The sequence below is a fragment of the Pseudomonas sp. GL_117 genome (genome assembly GCF_057835125.1).
Map to the genome: position 1 here is coordinate 2,352,316 of NZ_CM174418.1, position 14,142 is coordinate 2,366,457.

At 63.5% G+C, this 14,142-nt stretch carries 12 protein-coding genes and 1 pseudogene; 8 read left to right on the forward strand and 5 right to left on the reverse strand.

Annotated elements, in window-relative coordinates; translation table 11 throughout:
• The first annotated feature begins 84 nt into the window (after positions 1-84).
• Positions 85-1,254, forward strand: a complete 1,170-nt coding sequence (locus AC3ISR_RS10710) for a XylR family transcriptional regulator (protein WP_192300884.1) — start codon at positions 85-87, stop codon at positions 1,252-1,254.
• Here the strand turns inward: AC3ISR_RS10710 and AC3ISR_RS10715 are convergent.
• On the reverse strand, positions 1,251-1,964 hold the full coding sequence (locus tag AC3ISR_RS10715; RefSeq protein ID WP_192300885.1) for an autoinducer binding domain-containing protein: 714 nt from the start codon (positions 1,962-1,964) through the stop codon (positions 1,251-1,253). The two genes, AC3ISR_RS10710 and AC3ISR_RS10715, sit on opposite strands and share 4 nt — an antisense overlap.
• Before the next feature lie 175 nt (positions 1,965-2,139).
• Here AC3ISR_RS10715 and AC3ISR_RS10720 point away from each other — a divergent pair, with 175 nt between their 5' ends.
• Both AC3ISR_RS10720 and AC3ISR_RS10725 read left to right on the forward strand, forming a co-directional pair.
• A complete protein-coding gene (locus tag AC3ISR_RS10720; protein ID WP_226455996.1) occupies positions 2,140-2,724 on the forward strand; it encodes an acyl-homoserine-lactone synthase in 585 nt (194 codons plus the stop codon).
• A gap of 12 nt (positions 2,725-2,736) precedes the next feature.
• A complete protein-coding gene (locus tag AC3ISR_RS10725) occupies positions 2,737-3,435 on the forward strand; it encodes a lysophospholipid acyltransferase family protein (protein WP_192300886.1) in 699 nt (232 codons plus the stop codon).
• Here the strand turns inward: AC3ISR_RS10725 and AC3ISR_RS10730 are convergent.
• Both AC3ISR_RS10730 and AC3ISR_RS10735 read right to left on the reverse strand, forming a co-directional pair.
• Positions 3,432-4,697, reverse strand: coding sequence for a carbohydrate porin (locus AC3ISR_RS10730; RefSeq protein WP_192300887.1), 1,266 nt, complete (start codon positions 4,695-4,697; stop codon positions 3,432-3,434). The two genes, AC3ISR_RS10725 and AC3ISR_RS10730, sit on opposite strands and share 4 nt — an antisense overlap.
• Before the next feature lie 56 nt (positions 4,698-4,753).
• On the reverse strand, positions 4,754-7,162 hold the full coding sequence (locus AC3ISR_RS10735) for a glucose/quinate/shikimate family membrane-bound PQQ-dependent dehydrogenase (RefSeq protein ID WP_463984880.1): 2,409 nt from the start codon (positions 7,160-7,162) through the stop codon (positions 4,754-4,756).
• A gap of 196 nt (positions 7,163-7,358) precedes the next feature.
• Between AC3ISR_RS10735 and ltnD the strand changes: the two genes are divergently transcribed.
• The 5 genes from ltnD (at position 7,359) to otnI (ending at position 12,630) form a co-directional block, all read left to right on the forward strand.
• The gene (gene ltnD / locus AC3ISR_RS10740) at positions 7,359-8,333 is read left to right on the forward strand and encodes an L-threonate dehydrogenase (RefSeq protein WP_225595722.1); all 975 of its coding nucleotides are present in this window, start codon (positions 7,359-7,361) and stop codon (positions 8,331-8,333) included.
• A 10-nt stretch (positions 8,334-8,343) separates the two neighbouring features.
• Complete coding sequence (gene otnK / locus AC3ISR_RS10745; protein WP_192300890.1) at positions 8,344-9,636, forward strand: 3-oxo-tetronate kinase; 1,293 nt, start codon at positions 8,344-8,346, stop codon at positions 9,634-9,636.
• Positions 9,633-10,277, forward strand: a complete 645-nt coding sequence (gene otnC, locus AC3ISR_RS10750) for a 3-oxo-tetronate 4-phosphate decarboxylase (RefSeq protein ID WP_226455993.1) — start codon at positions 9,633-9,635, stop codon at positions 10,275-10,277. The genes otnK and otnC overlap by 4 nt, the downstream gene beginning before the upstream one ends.
• A gap of 91 nt (positions 10,278-10,368) precedes the next feature.
• On the forward strand, positions 10,369-11,829 hold the full coding sequence (locus tag AC3ISR_RS10755) for a GntT/GntP/DsdX family permease (protein WP_192300892.1): 1,461 nt from the start codon (positions 10,369-10,371) through the stop codon (positions 11,827-11,829).
• Between the two features lie 15 nt (positions 11,830-11,844).
• Entirely contained in the window at positions 11,845-12,630 is a 786-nt protein-coding gene (gene otnI, locus AC3ISR_RS10760) for a 2-oxo-tetronate isomerase (RefSeq protein WP_463984881.1), read from the forward strand.
• Between the two features lie 24 nt (positions 12,631-12,654).
• Here the strand turns inward: otnI and AC3ISR_RS10765 are convergent, their stop codons facing one another.
• Positions 12,655-13,470 (reverse strand): DeoR/GlpR family DNA-binding transcription regulator, encoded by an 816-nt coding sequence (locus AC3ISR_RS10765; RefSeq protein ID WP_192300894.1) that lies wholly within the window; start codon positions 13,468-13,470, stop codon positions 12,655-12,657.
• Between the two features lie 94 nt (positions 13,471-13,564).
• A pseudogene (locus AC3ISR_RS10770) lies at positions 13,565-14,080 on the reverse strand (methyl-accepting chemotaxis protein); the annotation flags it as partial.
• Positions 14,081-14,142: the final 62 nt, after the last annotated feature.

Consider the following 14,142-nt stretch of genomic DNA (forward strand, 5'->3'; position numbering starts at 1 on the left):
TGGCGATTATGAAAATCACCAAGGGATGGTGCGATTTTGAGTGGTGGGGTCTAGTCTGTCCCGACCGGCCCCAGGACAAAAACAATGAAAACCCTACCGCCCGTGCACCGCATTGCCTTGCTGTTCAACGGCAGCAAAATCTACGACCGCGGCATCATCGCCGGCATCGGCAATTACCTGAGCAGCACCCGCGCCTCCTGGGACTTGTTCCTTGAAGAGGACTTTCTGTGCCGCCTCAAGGGCATCGAACGCTGGCAGGGCGATGGGATCATTGCCGACTTCGACGATCCGCTGATTGGCGAGGCGCTGGCCGGGAGCCGACTGCCGGTGGTGGCGGTGGGTGGTTCCTATGAGGATGCGCGGGCGTATCCGAAGGGCATTCCCTACGTGGCCACTGATAACCACGGCTTGATGAAGCTGGCCTATGAGCACTTGATCGAAGCGGGCCTGACGCGCTTTGCCTGTTTCAGCCTGCCCGAGGCCAAGGCCAATCGCTGGGCTCAGGAGCGGGAAAAAGCCTTTCGCCGCCTGATGCAGCGCGACGGCCTGGCCGTCGAGATCTATCGCGGCCTGGGCACCAGCGCACCGCTGTGGGACAGCGCCGTAGAGCAGCAGATCGCCTGGCTGCAGGGCTTGCCCAAACCCATCGGCATCATCGCCGTCACCGATGCCCGTGCGCGGCAGTTGTTGCAAGCCTGTCTGACCGCCGGGATTGCCGTGCCGGAGGAGGTCGCGCTGATCGGCATCGACAACGACCCACTGACCCGCACGCTCACGCGGGTGCCGCTGAGTTCGGTGATCCAGGGCACCGAAACCATGGGCCGCACGGCGGCGGCGCTGTTGCACCAGATGCTGCATGGCAAGCCGTGCAAGGCCGAGCAGATCCTGGTGCCGCCGGAGGCGATCAATGTGCAAGCCTCCAGCCTGCATCAACCCTTGGGCAACCCGTATGTGATGCAGGCGCTGCTGTTTATCCGCCAGTACGCCTGCCAGGGCATCAAGACCGCCCAGGTGGCAGCGTATGTGGGGGTATCGCGTTCATCCCTCGAGGCGCACTTTCGCCGCGAACGCGGGTGCAGCGTGCATGACGAGATCCTGCGCTTCAAGCTCGCGGCGGCCGCCAAAGGCCTGGAAAACCGTGGCCTGGCGATTGCCGACATTGCGCAGCGTTGCGGCTTCAAGTCGGCCCAGTACCTGCACACGGTCTTTCGTCGTGAGTTTGGTTGCACGCCAGGAGAGTATCGCCAGGGTTAAAAAAGCAGCCCCAGCAGGGCCGCCTTGACGGCCGCCTCGGCCTTGTTGCTGGCCTGGAGTTTGCGCATGGCGTTGACCAGATGAAACTTCACCGTGCGGATGTCGATGGTCAGGATCATGCTGATCTCGAAATAGGTCTTGCCCAGTGCCGTCCAGCGCAAGGTTTCTTTCTCGCGCACGGTCAGGGGCCGGTCGATTTCAGGCAGGTATTTGTCAGAGAAAAAGCGTGTCATGGACTCGTGCGCCAACTGCGTCAGCCAGATCAGCTTGTTTTCGACGCTCTCCAACTCCAGCGCAGAAATATATTCACTGGAGCGTGAAACCGAGAGCAGGCCAATCGCGTTGGGCCCCCGCTGGGAAGACAGGCACCAGCCATGGTTCAGCTGGTAGTGCCGCGCTTCCTCCCAGAAGGCCAATTGTTTGTGCTGTTGCGCGGCGGACCAATGCAGGGGGATGGAGCGGGTCAGGCCATGTTCGACGGTAGGGTCCTGGACGAAGTAGTTCTCGCTGACGTACTTGCTTTCCCAGGCGCTCGGGTAGTTCGACAGCAGGACATAGTGCGGTGCGCCCAGCGGCAGCGGAATTCTTAGACCGTAGGAGCAGAATTCAAAGCCCAAGCCGGACGTAATGGCATGCAATTTATTGAATAGTTCATGTTCGGTCGTGCAGCCCGACACTGCCTCGACTAACGTTTCGCGCCAGTCATTCACCAAGAGTTCCTTCCATGCTCGACGCCCGTCTTAGCTGGGCGGAGTCGAATTATACAGGCTGTTCCAGGCGGCGGATGCATAGTTTCTGGGGGTAGTCCACCTGCCTATTCGGGCAGCTACTCACAAAATCAACGGTTTGCTGTACTCGGCCAATAATATTGGTTGGGTGGTTGGCATGCTTACGGCAGTAACAGGGACAGTGGGTGAACTATTGCCAGGCATGGCGAGTGCCCTGGCAAAGTATCGGTATGAGGTATTTGTCAAAGCCCTGGGCTGGCCCTTGCCGTGCGAAGAGGGGCGTGAGCTGGATGCGTTTGATCGCCCGGATACCGTCTACGTTCTGGCCTGTGACCGTGATCGCGAGATCTTCGGTTGCGCCCGCCTGCTGCCCACCAATGGCCCGTACTTGCTGGGCGAAGTGTTCCCGCACCTGATGGGGGAAAGCCCGCCGCCGTTCTCGGCGGATATTTGGGAGCTGTCACGCTTTGCCATCAGCCAGCCCAAGGGGCAGGTGTTGAGCGCCGAGCAATCGTGGCAGAACACGGTAAAACTGGTTCGCGAAGTGATTGATGTGGCGCGCTCCAAGGGCGCTTTTCGCCTGATTGCGTTCAGCGCAGTGGGCAACGAGCGCCTGCTCAAGCGGATGGGCGTTACCACGCGCCGGATCTCGGCGCCGCACCTGATCGACAACCAACGCATCGTGCCATTCTGGATCGACATCGACGACACCACCACCCGCGCCTTGTGCCTCGCGGCCTGAAGCGGGTTATTTATGATTGCGTTGGCCAGAGCCTTGTTGGTGCTGTTGTTGATCGTGTCGAGCTTTCCGTTTTTATGCCTCTACATGCTGATCAACCCGTCGAAGAACCGAAACCTGTACGTGGCCTGCCGAGTCTACGCGCTGATCAATCGCATCTGCGCGGTGCGTGTCGAGGTGCACGGCTTTGACCGCGTGCCCACCACCCAACCCTATATTTATGTGGCCAACCACCAATGCAACCATGACGCGCTGATCGTGGCGCAAGCGCTCAACCCCGGTACGGTGATTGTGGCCAAACACTCACTCAAATGGTTGCCGCTGCTAGGGCAGTTGTATTGGTTGACCGGCAGCCTGTTCATCGATCGAAGCAGCCCACGGGCGTCTATCGAGGGGTTGCGCAAGCTCGCCAGGCGGGTGGTGGCCGACAACACGTCGCTGTGGATCTTCCCGGAAGGCACGCGCACCCATGGCGAAAAGATGCTCGCGTTCAAGAGCGGTGCCTTTCGGCTGGCCAAGGAGATGGGGGTGGGGATCGTTCCGGTGACGATCAGCCCGGCGGTGAACCATATCGCTTACAACGCCTTGCGCAGGACGCAGGTCAGCATCGTCGCCCATCCGCCCATCGAGGCGGATGAGGTCGCGGCGATGAGCGCCAAGCAACTGGCGAACTACGCACGCGAGATTATCAACAACGCGCTGCCGGTGGCTTAGAAGGTCGCCTTGACCTGCAAACCCAGGACCAACGCGTCGTCGATCTTGTCCCCGGAAAACGCCCCCGGTTCGATGATGTATTGCACATCCGGACGCAAGGTCAGCCACGGCGTGGCCTGGTAGCCGTAGCTTAGTTCGATCAACTGCTCGGCGTTGTTCAGGTTGGGGTAATCGGTACCGGCGTTGAACGCCGCCAGTTCCTGCACCTCACGGCTGCGCGGGTTCGGCACGGCACGCCCGTAGCCGAGGGCGAGGGTGTCACGCGGGCGGCCTTCGAACGGTTTGTACAACACCATGCCCGCGCCATACCACTTGCTGAACGGTGAGGCCGCTTCACTGGCCGCCGAGTATTGGCCAAAGGCATGCAGCACGCGACCGGCGGATGTATCCGAGGCCCACACGGCCTGGTCGATCAGCAGGTAGTGCCCGCTGCGCCCACTCACATCCTTGGTGCTGCCGATGCGTTTGACGTCGGAGCTGTCGTAGTAATAACCCACCTTGTATTCGCCCGGCAGGGTGCCCGCGTGCTTGTAGATCAGCTCGATGGGCACCACGGTGCCGGTGGTGTGCTTGGGGGTCAGATGCCAGGCGCGGCTGGAGTTGCCGTTGCTTTGCGGGTCGACGTTGAATGCCGCCACGCGCAGTTGCCAGTTTGGCGAGAGGTCGTATTTGACCCGTGCACCGAGGCGCGCATTCGGGTAGTTGGTCCAGCCGCTGCCGCCGGACATGTTCAGCGGGTGCCCGCAGAAACCGGCGTTCATGAAGTTGCACAGAATGCCGCTGTCGAGGCCGCCGAGGTCGTTGCCCATGGCCATGTAGCCGAGCTTGACGTTCAGCTCCGGGGTGAACAGCGTGCGCTCATAGCTCAACTCGGTGAGGCGCGTGTAGAGGCCGCCGTAGTTTTCCTGGATCGGCAGGCGGTTGCCCACCAGGTCTTCGGAGGCGCTGTTGCCGCGTCGGTCGTTGATGGTCAGCTGGATGCGGTCGCCGTTGTTGAAACCGTAGAGCTTGCCCAGGTCGAACTGCACGCCGAGCTTGAGGTTCTGCGAGTAGCGCGCCGAGCGGTGCATACCGCCGTGGGCGTTGTAGGCGGTCTCGCCGCTGTAGTCGCCGGTGAAGCGGATGCCTTGTGCGTCGAGCTCGCGGCGCAGGCCGCCCCAGTCGCCGGTCAGGGTGCTGTCATCGGCTTGTACGGGCAAGGCGGCGCCCAGGGCCAGGCCGAGCAGCAGGCGCCCCAGGGACGTGTGAGAAGTGAGGGTCATGCGGGTTCTTCCAGACAGAAAGCGCGGTGCAGAGGGCACCGCGCTTGATCGAGGGGTTAAGGCAGGGCGTAGGCGATCACGTAGTCGCCACGGTCAGTGGACTGGCGTGCACCGCCGGCGGTGATCACCACGTATTGCTTGCCGGTTTTCGGCGAGACGTAGGTCATCGGGCCGCCTTGGCTGCCGACGGGTAGGCGGGCTTTCCAGATTTCATCACCGTTGGCGCTGTTGAAGGCGCGCAGGTAGAAGTCCTGGGTGCCGGCGATAAAGATCAGGCCGCCTTGGGTCGACAGCGTGCCGCCGAGGGTCGGCAGGCCGATCTTGATCGGCAAGTGCATGCGGATGCCCAGGGGGCCGGTGTCTTCAACGGTGCCCACCGGCACTTGCCACGCGACTTTCTGGGTCTTCATGTCGATCGCGGTCAAGGTGCCGAATGGCGGCGCCTGGCACGGAATACCGGCCACCGACAGGAAGCGGTTTTTGTTCACGGCATACGGCGTGCCCTTGAGGGGCACGGCGCCCATGCCGGTGTTCAGCGCTTCGCCGCCGGACGCGGCCTGGGCCTTGTTCTGCGACGGTATCATCTGGATCCACAGGCCCAGGCGCATGTCATTGACGAAGATAAAACCGTGCACTGGGTCGGTGGAAATGCTGCCCCAGTTCATGCCGCCCAGGGAGCCCGGGAAACTCAGGGATTTATCGGTGCCCGGCGCGGTGTACAGGCCGTCGTAGCGCATGCCCTTGAAGTCGATGCGGCACAGCAGTTGGTCGAACGGGGTGGCACCCCACATGTCCGACTCGGTCAGGGTTTGCGCGCCGATCTGTGGCATACCCACAGATTTAGGCTGGGTCAGCGAGTAGGGTTCGTTGGGGATGTTGGCGGCCTTGACCGGTACTTCCTTAACCTCGGTCAGCGGCTTGCCGGTGGCGCGGTCGAGCACGTAGATCTGCCCGGCCTTGGTGCCTATCACGACTGCAGGCACGGCTTTGTCGGTGCCGGGTGCAGTGAAGTCGATCAGGCTTGGCTGCATCGGCAGGTCGAAGTCCCACAGGTCATTGTGGACGGTCTGGTACACCCACTTTTCGGCGCCGGTGGAGGCGTCCAGCGCGAGGACCGACGCGCCGTATTTGTGGTTCAGCTGCGTGCGTTCAACCCCGTAGATGTCGGTGGACGAGCTGCCCATCGGCAAGAACAGGGTGTTCATCAGCGGGTCATAGGACATCGGCGCCCAGCTGTTTGGCGTGCTGCGCACGTAGGTGCTGCCCTCGGCCGGGGCTTGTTTGTCCTGTGGGTTGCCGGGGTCGAAGGCCCAGCGCATTTGCCCGGTGATCACGTCGAAGCCACGGATCACGCCGCCGGGCATGTCGGTCTGGACGTTGTCCGCCACGCGCCCGCCAACCACCACGGTGGTGCCAGCGATCAATGGCGCCGAGGACAGTTGGTAGTAGCTGTCCGGCACGTTGCCCAGGCCGGCTTTCAGATCCACTTGGCCGTGGTTGCCGAAGTCTTCGCAGAACTTGCCGGTGTCGGCGTCCACGGCGATCAGGCGCGCATCGATGGTGTTGGTCAGCAGGCGACGCTGGCACTGCGCACCGGCGGCGACACTGGCAGCAATGATCGGCGAGCTGTTTGGTTGGGTCGGCTGGGCAATCGGCGCGGTGGCGTCGAAGTAGGCCATGCCACGGCAACGCTGCCACACCGCCGACTTGGCGTTGACGTCGTTCTTCCACAGCTCTTTGCCGGTGTCGGCGTCGAGGGCGATCAGGTTGTTGTGGGGGGTGCAGATGAAGACTTTGTTGCCGATCTGCAAGGGCGTCAGTTGGTCTTCGGCGCCGTTGCCGTCGCTGAGGGCGACGTCACCTGTGTGGTAGGTCCACGCCACTTTGAGTTTGTTCACGGTGTCACGGTTGATCTGGTCCAGCGCGGCGAAACGGCTGCCGCCTTCGGTGTTGCCGTAGTGCGCCCAATCTTTCTGCGCATCGGCCGCCGCCACCGGGGTGATGCCCGGACCGGCACCCGTCGGCGCGACGCTGGGGTGGGCGACAAACATATTGCCCGCCGCCACCGCCACGCCGACCGCCAACACGGCGGCGACGCCATACGCGCCACGCGCCGGCTTGCCGGCCAGCAGCGGGTAAACCAGTGCCACCACCATGCCGATGGCCGCGAACATGAACAGCCGCGAGAACAGCGGCCAGAACACCAGCCCCACATCCGCCACGGCCCAGATCGCCGTGCCGACCAGGAACGCGGCGAACAGCCACGCGCCGGCTGGTTTCTGCCGCGCAATCAGCAGCCCGGAGACCGCCATGGCCAGGCCGCCGATCAGGAAATACCAGGAACCTCCAAGGCTGACCAGCCTGGCGCCGCCAACGGCCAGCGCCACGCCGAGCAGGGCGATGATGACGCCCAATCCCAGCAGGAGAAATCTAGAGGCGCCCGTGGCGCGTGATGCTTGTTTCATGTCGACAGCACTCAAGGTGAATGGCAAAGAGAGAATGTTAGCAAGATAAGTAACTGGTTAGTACATTCTTGCGATAAGACGTAAGTAGCAGAGGATGTGATGATTCAAGCAGGGAGCGCGGCGCTTTGCCGGAAAAGACACGATGTTAAAAAATGTTAGATTGAAAAAATACTTCACATAATCTGTTCATTGGTGGATGATCGATAGCAATTCCAACGCGGCTCGCCGGTGTGGCCTCAGCCGCCGTTTTCCCCTGGAGTACCCCATGAATAATAAGAATGTTGGTGTTGTCGGTCTGGGCGCGATGGGCCTGGGCATTGCCCGCTCGCTGCTGCGCGCCGGCTTCAATGTGCATGCCTGTGACGTGCGTGACGCCGTCACCCGGCAGTTCGCAGGCGAAGGCGGGGTGGCCTGCACGTCTGCGGCGCAGATGGCCGAAGCCTGCGATGTGATCATCACGGTGGTGGTTAACGCCGAGCAGACCGAAACTGTGTTGTTCGGTGAAGGCGGGGCGGTGGCGGCACTGCGTCCTGGCAGCCTGCTGATCGGCTGCGCCACCGTGGCGCCGACCTATGCGGTTGACCTCGGCCAGCGCCTGGCGGAGCAGGGCCTGCTGTACCTCGATGCACCGATCTCCGGCGGTGCGGCCAAGGCTGCCGCCGGTGAAATGACCATGATGACCTCCGGCCCGCACGCTGCTTACGCCAAGGCTGAGGCCGTGCTGGCCGGCATGGCGGGCAAGGTCTATCGCCTGGGCGATGTCCATGGCCTTGGCTCCAAAGTCAAAATCATCAACCAGTTGCTCGCCGGCGTGCACATCGCTGCGTCTGCCGAAGCCATGGCCCTGGGCCTGCGCGAAGGCGTCGACGCCGATGCCTTGTACGAAGTCATCACCCACAGCGCCGGCAACTCGTGGATGTTCGAAAACCGCGTGCCGCACATTCTGAAGGCGGACTACACGCCGCTGTCGGCGGTGGATATTTTCGTCAAGGACCTTGGCCTGGTGCTGGATACCGCCCGTGCGAGCAAATTCCCGCTGCCGCTGTCGGCCACCGCACATCAGATGTTCATGCAGGCCTCCAGTGCCGGTTTCGGCCGCGAGGACGACTCGGCGGTGATCAAGATTTTCCCCGGTATCGATCTGCCGACCGCCAAGCCCGACTCTGTTTAAGGAACGCGTCATGACGACTGCCAACGCGCGCCCATTGCTGGGCTGCATCGCCGACGATTTCACCGGCGCCACCGACCTTGCCAACATGCTCGTGCGCGGTGGCATGCGCACGGTGCAGAGTATCGGCATCCCCAGTCGCGAAGTCGCGGCCGGGCTGGATGCGGATGCAATTGTCATCGCCCTCAAGTCGCGCACCACCCCGGCAGCCGAGGCGGTTGCTGAATCCCTGGCCGCACTGGACTGGCTGCGCGCACAGGGCTGCGAGCAGATTTTCTTCAAGTACTGTTCCACCTTCGATTCCACCGCCGCGGGCAATATCGGCCAGGTCAGCGAAGCCTTGCTCAAGGCCCTGGGCAGCGACTTCACCCTGGCGTGCCCGGCGTTTCCGGAAAACGGTCGGACGATTTTCCGTGGCCACTTGTTTGTGCAGGACCAACTGCTCAGCGAATCCGGCATGCAGCATCATCCGTTGACGCCGATGGGCGACGCCAATCTGGTACGTGTGCTGCAAAGCCAGACCCAGCTGCCGGTCGGCCTGCTGCGTTACGACGCGATTGGCGCCGGGGTCGAGGCGACCCGCGCCAAGATCGCCGAACTGCGTGCGCAAGGCGTGGGCATCGCCATCGCCGATGCGCTGTCGGACCGCGACCTCTACACCCTGGGCAGTGCCTGCGCGGACTTGCCGTTGCTGACCGGCGGCTCGGGCCTGGCATTGGGCCTGCCGGACAATTTCCGCCGCGCCGGCAAATTGCGTGACTTCGATGTCGCCACGTTGCCCTCGGTCAGCGGCGGCGAAGTGGTGTTGGCGGGCAGTGCATCGGTAGCGACCCTGGGCCAGGTGGCAGCCTGGCAAGAAGCCGGGCGCCCGGCGTTGCGCATTGATCCGTTGGCCCTGGCGGCCGGTGAACCGGTGGTGGCCCAGGCCCTGGCGTTTGCCCGCGACAGCGCGCACACCGTGTTGATCTACGCCACCAGCACCCCGGCCGAGGTCAAGGCAGTGCAACAACAATTGGGCGTCGAACGCGCCGGGGCCCTGGTGGAGGACGCGCTGGGCGAGATCGCCAGCGGCCTGCGCGCAAGTGGCGTGCGGCGCTTCGTGATCGCCGGCGGCGAAACCTCCGGCGCGGTGGTCAAGGCGCTGGGCGTCAACCTGTTGCAGATCGGCGCGCAGATCGATCCGGGCGTGCCGGCTACCCTCAGCGGTGGTGCCGAGCCGTTGGCGCTGGCGTTGAAATCGGGCAACTTCGGCGGCCGCGATTTCTTCGCCAAGGCCCTCGCGCAACTGGCCGGAGGTGCGCAATGAGCGGCATCGACGAACAGGCCCAGCGCGACGAAATCTGCGAGGTCGGCCGCAGCCTTTATCAGCGCGGCTACACCGTGGGCAGTGCCGGCAATATCAGCGCGCGCCTCGACGATGGCTGGCTGATTACGCCGACGGATATCTGCCTCGGGCGCCTGACCCCGGCCGCCATCGCCAAGGTCAACCTGAAAGGCGAGTGGGTCAGCGGTGAAAAGCCGTCCAAGACCCTGGCCCTGCATCGCCAGGTGTACGACCGCAACCCTTCGGTGGGCGGTGTGGTGCATACCCATTCGACCCATCTGGTGGCGCTGACCCTGGCCGGGGTGTGGCGCGCGGACGACATCTTGCCGCCGCTCACGCCGTATCAGGTGATGAAGGTCGGGCACATTCCCTTGATCGGCTACCAGCGCCCCGGCTCCCCAATGGTTGCCGAGCAAGTTGCACAACTGGCCAACAGCGTGCGCGGCGTGATGCTCGAACGCCTCGGGCCGGTGGTCTGGGAAAGCTCGGTGGCCAAGGCCAGCTACGCCCTGGAAGAACTGGAAGAAACCGCGCGGCTCTGGTTGATGAGCAACCCAAGGCCCGCGCCGCTGGACCAGGCTGCACTGGATGAACTGCGCGAGACGTTCGGCGCACACTGGTAACCCCAACATTGCACGCGTTGCCCCGAGGCCCTGGTCAGGGACTCGACGGCCCCGGCTTGCGTAAAAAACAATAACAACAGGACATTTTCGAATGAGCCCACTGATTTTGATGTTGACCGCCGGTGCGGGTATCGCGCTGCTGCTGTTTCTGGTCCTCAAGTACAAATTCCAGCCGTTTGTCGCGCTGATGCTGGTGAGTATCGTGGTGGCCCTGGTCGCCGGGGTGAAACCCGCCGACCTGGTCGCGACCATCGAAGGCGGCATGGGCAAGACCCTTGGCCATATCGCAATCATCATTGCCCTGGGCGCGATGATCGGGCGCATCATCGAACTCTCCGGCGGCGCCGAGGCCCTGGCCAAATCGCTGATCGAGCGCTTCGGCAACAGCCGCACGCCGCTGGCGCTGACCATTGCCGGGTTCATCATCGGCGTGCCGGTGTTCTTTGAAGTCGGGGTGATCATCCTGATGCCGCTGGCCTATGGCGTGGCTCGCCGCGCACGCAAACCGCTGCTGATTTTTGCGCTGCCGATGTGTGCGGCATTGCTGACCGTGCATGCGTTCCTGCCGCCCCATCCGGGTGCCGTGGCGGCCGCCAGCCAACTGGGGGCGGACCTGGGGCGGGTGCTGATGTTCGGCCTGCCGATGACCGCATTGCTGTGCTACATCGGCTATCGCGTGGCGGGGCGCATGACCCGCCGCTTCTACCCGATGACCGACGACATCCGCGCCGAAGTCTACGGCCCGCACGTGACCAACGCCGACTTGCAGGCCTGGAACAATGGTGGCCAGCAGGCCGTACAACAAGCGGCCGTGGCCGAGTCTCACATGGGCCTGGAAGAATCCACCAGCGCCATCGCCGCCAAGCTGCCGGCGGCGCCTGCACCGGGTTTTGGCTTGATTGTCAGCCTGATCCTGCTGCCGATTGTGTTGATCCTGTTGGGTACCCTGGCGACTTCGCTGTTGCCGGTCGAGTCGACCTTGCGTGGAGTGATGACGGTGCTCGGCGCGCCGCTGGTCGCGCTGCTGATCGACACCTTGCTGTGCGCCTGGCTATTGGGCTCGCGCCGTGGCTGGAGCCGCAGCCAGGTATCGGATGTGATTGGTTCGGCGTTGCCGGGCGTGGCCATGGTGATCCTCATTGCCGGTGCCGGTGGTGTGTTCGGCAAGGTGCTGGTGGACACCGGCATCGGCGCGGTAGTCTCCGACATGCTGCGTACCACCGGCTTGCCGGTGCTGGCCCTGGGCTTTTTGTTGACCATGCTGCTGCGTGCGGTGCAGGGTTCTACGACCGTGGCGCTGGTGACCACGGCCGGGATCATCAGCCCGCTGATCGTCACCCTCAACCTCACGCCCAACCACCTGGCGCTGCTGTGCCTGGCCATGGGCGGTGGCGGGCTGGCGATGTCGCACATCAACGACGCCGGCTACTGGATCTTCACCAAGCTCGCCGGGCTCAACGTGGCGGACGGTCTGCGCACGTGGACGGTGATCACCACCTTGCTCGGCACCTTGGGGTTCTTGATTACCCTACTGATCTGGCCTTTTGTCTGACTTCCAGGAGTTTCCATGCCTCGCTTTGCTGCCAACCTGAGCATGCTGTATCCGCAACACGACTTTCTCCAGCGGTTCGCCGCGGCGAAAGCCGATGGGTTTGATGCGGTGGAATACCTGTTTCCCTACGACTACAGCGCGGCCGAGCTCAAGCAGCGCCTGAGCGACAACGGTTTGGTCCAGGCCCTGTTCAATGCACCGCCGGGTGACTGGGCGGCGGGGGAGCGCGGCATCGCCACGCTGCCGGGGCGCGAGGCCGAGTTTCGCCTGGGCTTCGACCGCGCGCTGGAATACGCCGCCGTGCTCGGCAACGACCGCATCCACGTGATGGCCGGCCTGTTGCCGTCGGAAAGCCTGCGCCAGCGCCACCACGCCGTGTACCTGGAAAACCTCGCCTACGCCAGCGCCGCAGCGGCCCGGGTCGGGGTGACGGTGTTGCTGGAGCCGATCAACACCCGCGACATGCCGGGATTCTTCCTCAACCGCCAGGACCAGGCCCAGGCCATCTGCCGTGAAGTGGGGGCGAGCAACCTCAAAGTGCAGTTCGACTGCTACCACTGCCAGATTGTCGAGGGGGATGTGGCGACCAAGCTGCGTCGTGATTTCAACGGCATCGGCCATATCCAGATCGCCGGCGTACCGGACCGCCATGAGCCGGACTCGGGCGAGTTGAACTACGGCTACCTGTTCGGCCTGATGGACCAGTTGGGCTACACCGGCTGGGTCGGCTGCGAGTACCGGCCAAGGGGCGACACCTCGACGGGCCTGCAATGGTTGCGGGACTGGAAGGCGGCTCAATAACCGCACCGAACCCCGCCCCAACCATCAGTTCGGTTGGGTTGGCAGCATCAGCTCGATGCCGCGCTTGCGGATGCCGTCCGCCGCCGCCGGGGCGAGGGCGTCGTCGCTGATGATCACGTCGAACGGTTCCAACCCGGCAATCCGGTACATGCTGAAGGTGCCGTACTTGGAACTGCTTGCCACCAGCACCACCTGCGCCGCCGACTGCATGGCCACTTGCTTGACCTCGACCTTCAGCGCCGAGGGGGTGGTGATGCCACGGTGCAGGTCCCAGGAGCTGGTAGACATGAACGCGATGTCGGTGACCACCTGACGCAAGGTCGCCACCGCCAGCCCGCCGACCGAAGAATGGTTGTCATGGTCCAGCTGCCCGCCGGTGTGGATGACGGTCACCTGTTGCGCATCCATCAAGGCCTGCACAATGCCGAAGTCGTTGGTCACCACCGTCATCCCCGACAGCGCCTTGATATAGGGCACGATCTCCAGGGTGCTGGTGCCCGCATCCAGGTACACCGTCATGTCCGCGTGCAGCAACCGTGCGGCCAGGCGCGCCATGGCCTGTTTCTGCGGCAGTTCCACCACGGCCTTGGACTGATGGCTCGGCTCGCTGTGCAACTGGCTGGCGATACGCACCCCTCCGGTGACCGAATAGGCCCGGCCTTCCTGCTCCAGCAGCGCGATGTCGCGGCGCACGGTCATGTGCGAGCAGTCGAACATCTCCATCAGCTGGTGCACGCTCATCACCTGATGCTTGCGCAACTGCCGCAGGATTTGCTCGCGACGCTGCTCGGGAATCATCGGGGTGCTGCTGTCGGCAGCAGTGTCCTTGGGGTTGGGCATTGGCGTTCCGGGTCGGTCTGGGGGCTGGTGCACATAGTAGCGAATACACGCAGCGTTCGCCTGCTCCCTGCAGGCGAACCCAGGCTGAGGTTATCTAGTATTTGAACCGGCCCACCAACCCCTTGAGCTGCCCCGAAATATCCGTAAGCCGGCCTGAACCGGCCTGCGCCGAGTGGGCGAAGCCTTCAACCAGTTGCGCATCGGCATGGATCTGCGCGATGTGCCGGTTGATCTCTTCGGCCACCTGGTGCTGTTCTTCGGCGGCGGTAGCGATCTGGGTGTTCTGGTCGCGGATCGAGTCCACCGAGCCCAGGATCTTGTCAAAGCTGTCGCGGGCCTGCTGGATGCGATCCACGCTGGTCTGCGAAACCAGCAGGCTGCCCTGCATCTGCAAGGTGACTTCCTGGGTGCGCCGGGCGAGGTTGCCCAGCAGGCTGTCGATCTCGCCGGTGGAATCGGCGGTGCGGCGGGCGAGGGCGCGCACTTCGTCGGCCACTACCGCAAAGCCGCGACCTTGGTCGCCGGCGCGCGCGGCTTCGATGGCGGCGTTGAGCGCGAGCAGGTTGGTCTGTTCGGCAATCGAACGGATGGTGTCGAGGATGGTGTTGATGTTCTGGCTGTCCTGCTCCAGCAACTGCATGGTCTGGGTCGACTTTTGCAGGTCTTCGCTGA

Bases quoted from the DNA above. Each gene is read 5' to 3' on its own strand.
- AC3ISR_RS10730 (WP_192300887.1), bottom strand. From the start codon at position 4,697: ATGACCCTCACTTCTCACACGTCCCTGGGGCGCCTGCTGCTCGGCCTG.
- AC3ISR_RS10765 (WP_192300894.1), bottom strand. From the start codon at position 13,470: ATGCCCAACCCCAAGGACACTGCTGCCGACAGCAGCACCCCGATGATT.
- otnC (WP_226455993.1), top strand. From the start codon at position 9,633: ATGAGCGGCATCGACGAACAGGCCCAGCGCGACGAAATCTGCGAGGTC.
- AC3ISR_RS10755 (WP_192300892.1), top strand. From the start codon at position 10,369: ATGAGCCCACTGATTTTGATGTTGACCGCCGGTGCGGGTATCGCGCTG.
- AC3ISR_RS10725 (WP_192300886.1), top strand. From the start codon at position 2,737: ATGATTGCGTTGGCCAGAGCCTTGTTGGTGCTGTTGTTGATCGTGTCG.
- otnK (WP_192300890.1), top strand. From the start codon at position 8,344: ATGACGACTGCCAACGCGCGCCCATTGCTGGGCTGCATCGCCGACGAT.
- otnI (WP_463984881.1), top strand. From the start codon at position 11,845: ATGCCTCGCTTTGCTGCCAACCTGAGCATGCTGTATCCGCAACACGAC.
- AC3ISR_RS10710 (WP_192300884.1), top strand. From the start codon at position 85: ATGAAAACCCTACCGCCCGTGCACCGCATTGCCTTGCTGTTCAACGGC.
- AC3ISR_RS10735 (WP_463984880.1), bottom strand. From the start codon at position 7,162: ATGAAACAAGCATCACGCGCCACGGGCGCCTCTAGATTTCTCCTGCTG.
- AC3ISR_RS10720 (WP_226455996.1), top strand. From the start codon at position 2,140: ATGCTTACGGCAGTAACAGGGACAGTGGGTGAACTATTGCCAGGCATG.
- ltnD (WP_225595722.1), top strand. From the start codon at position 7,359: ATGATCGATAGCAATTCCAACGCGGCTCGCCGGTGTGGCCTCAGCCGC.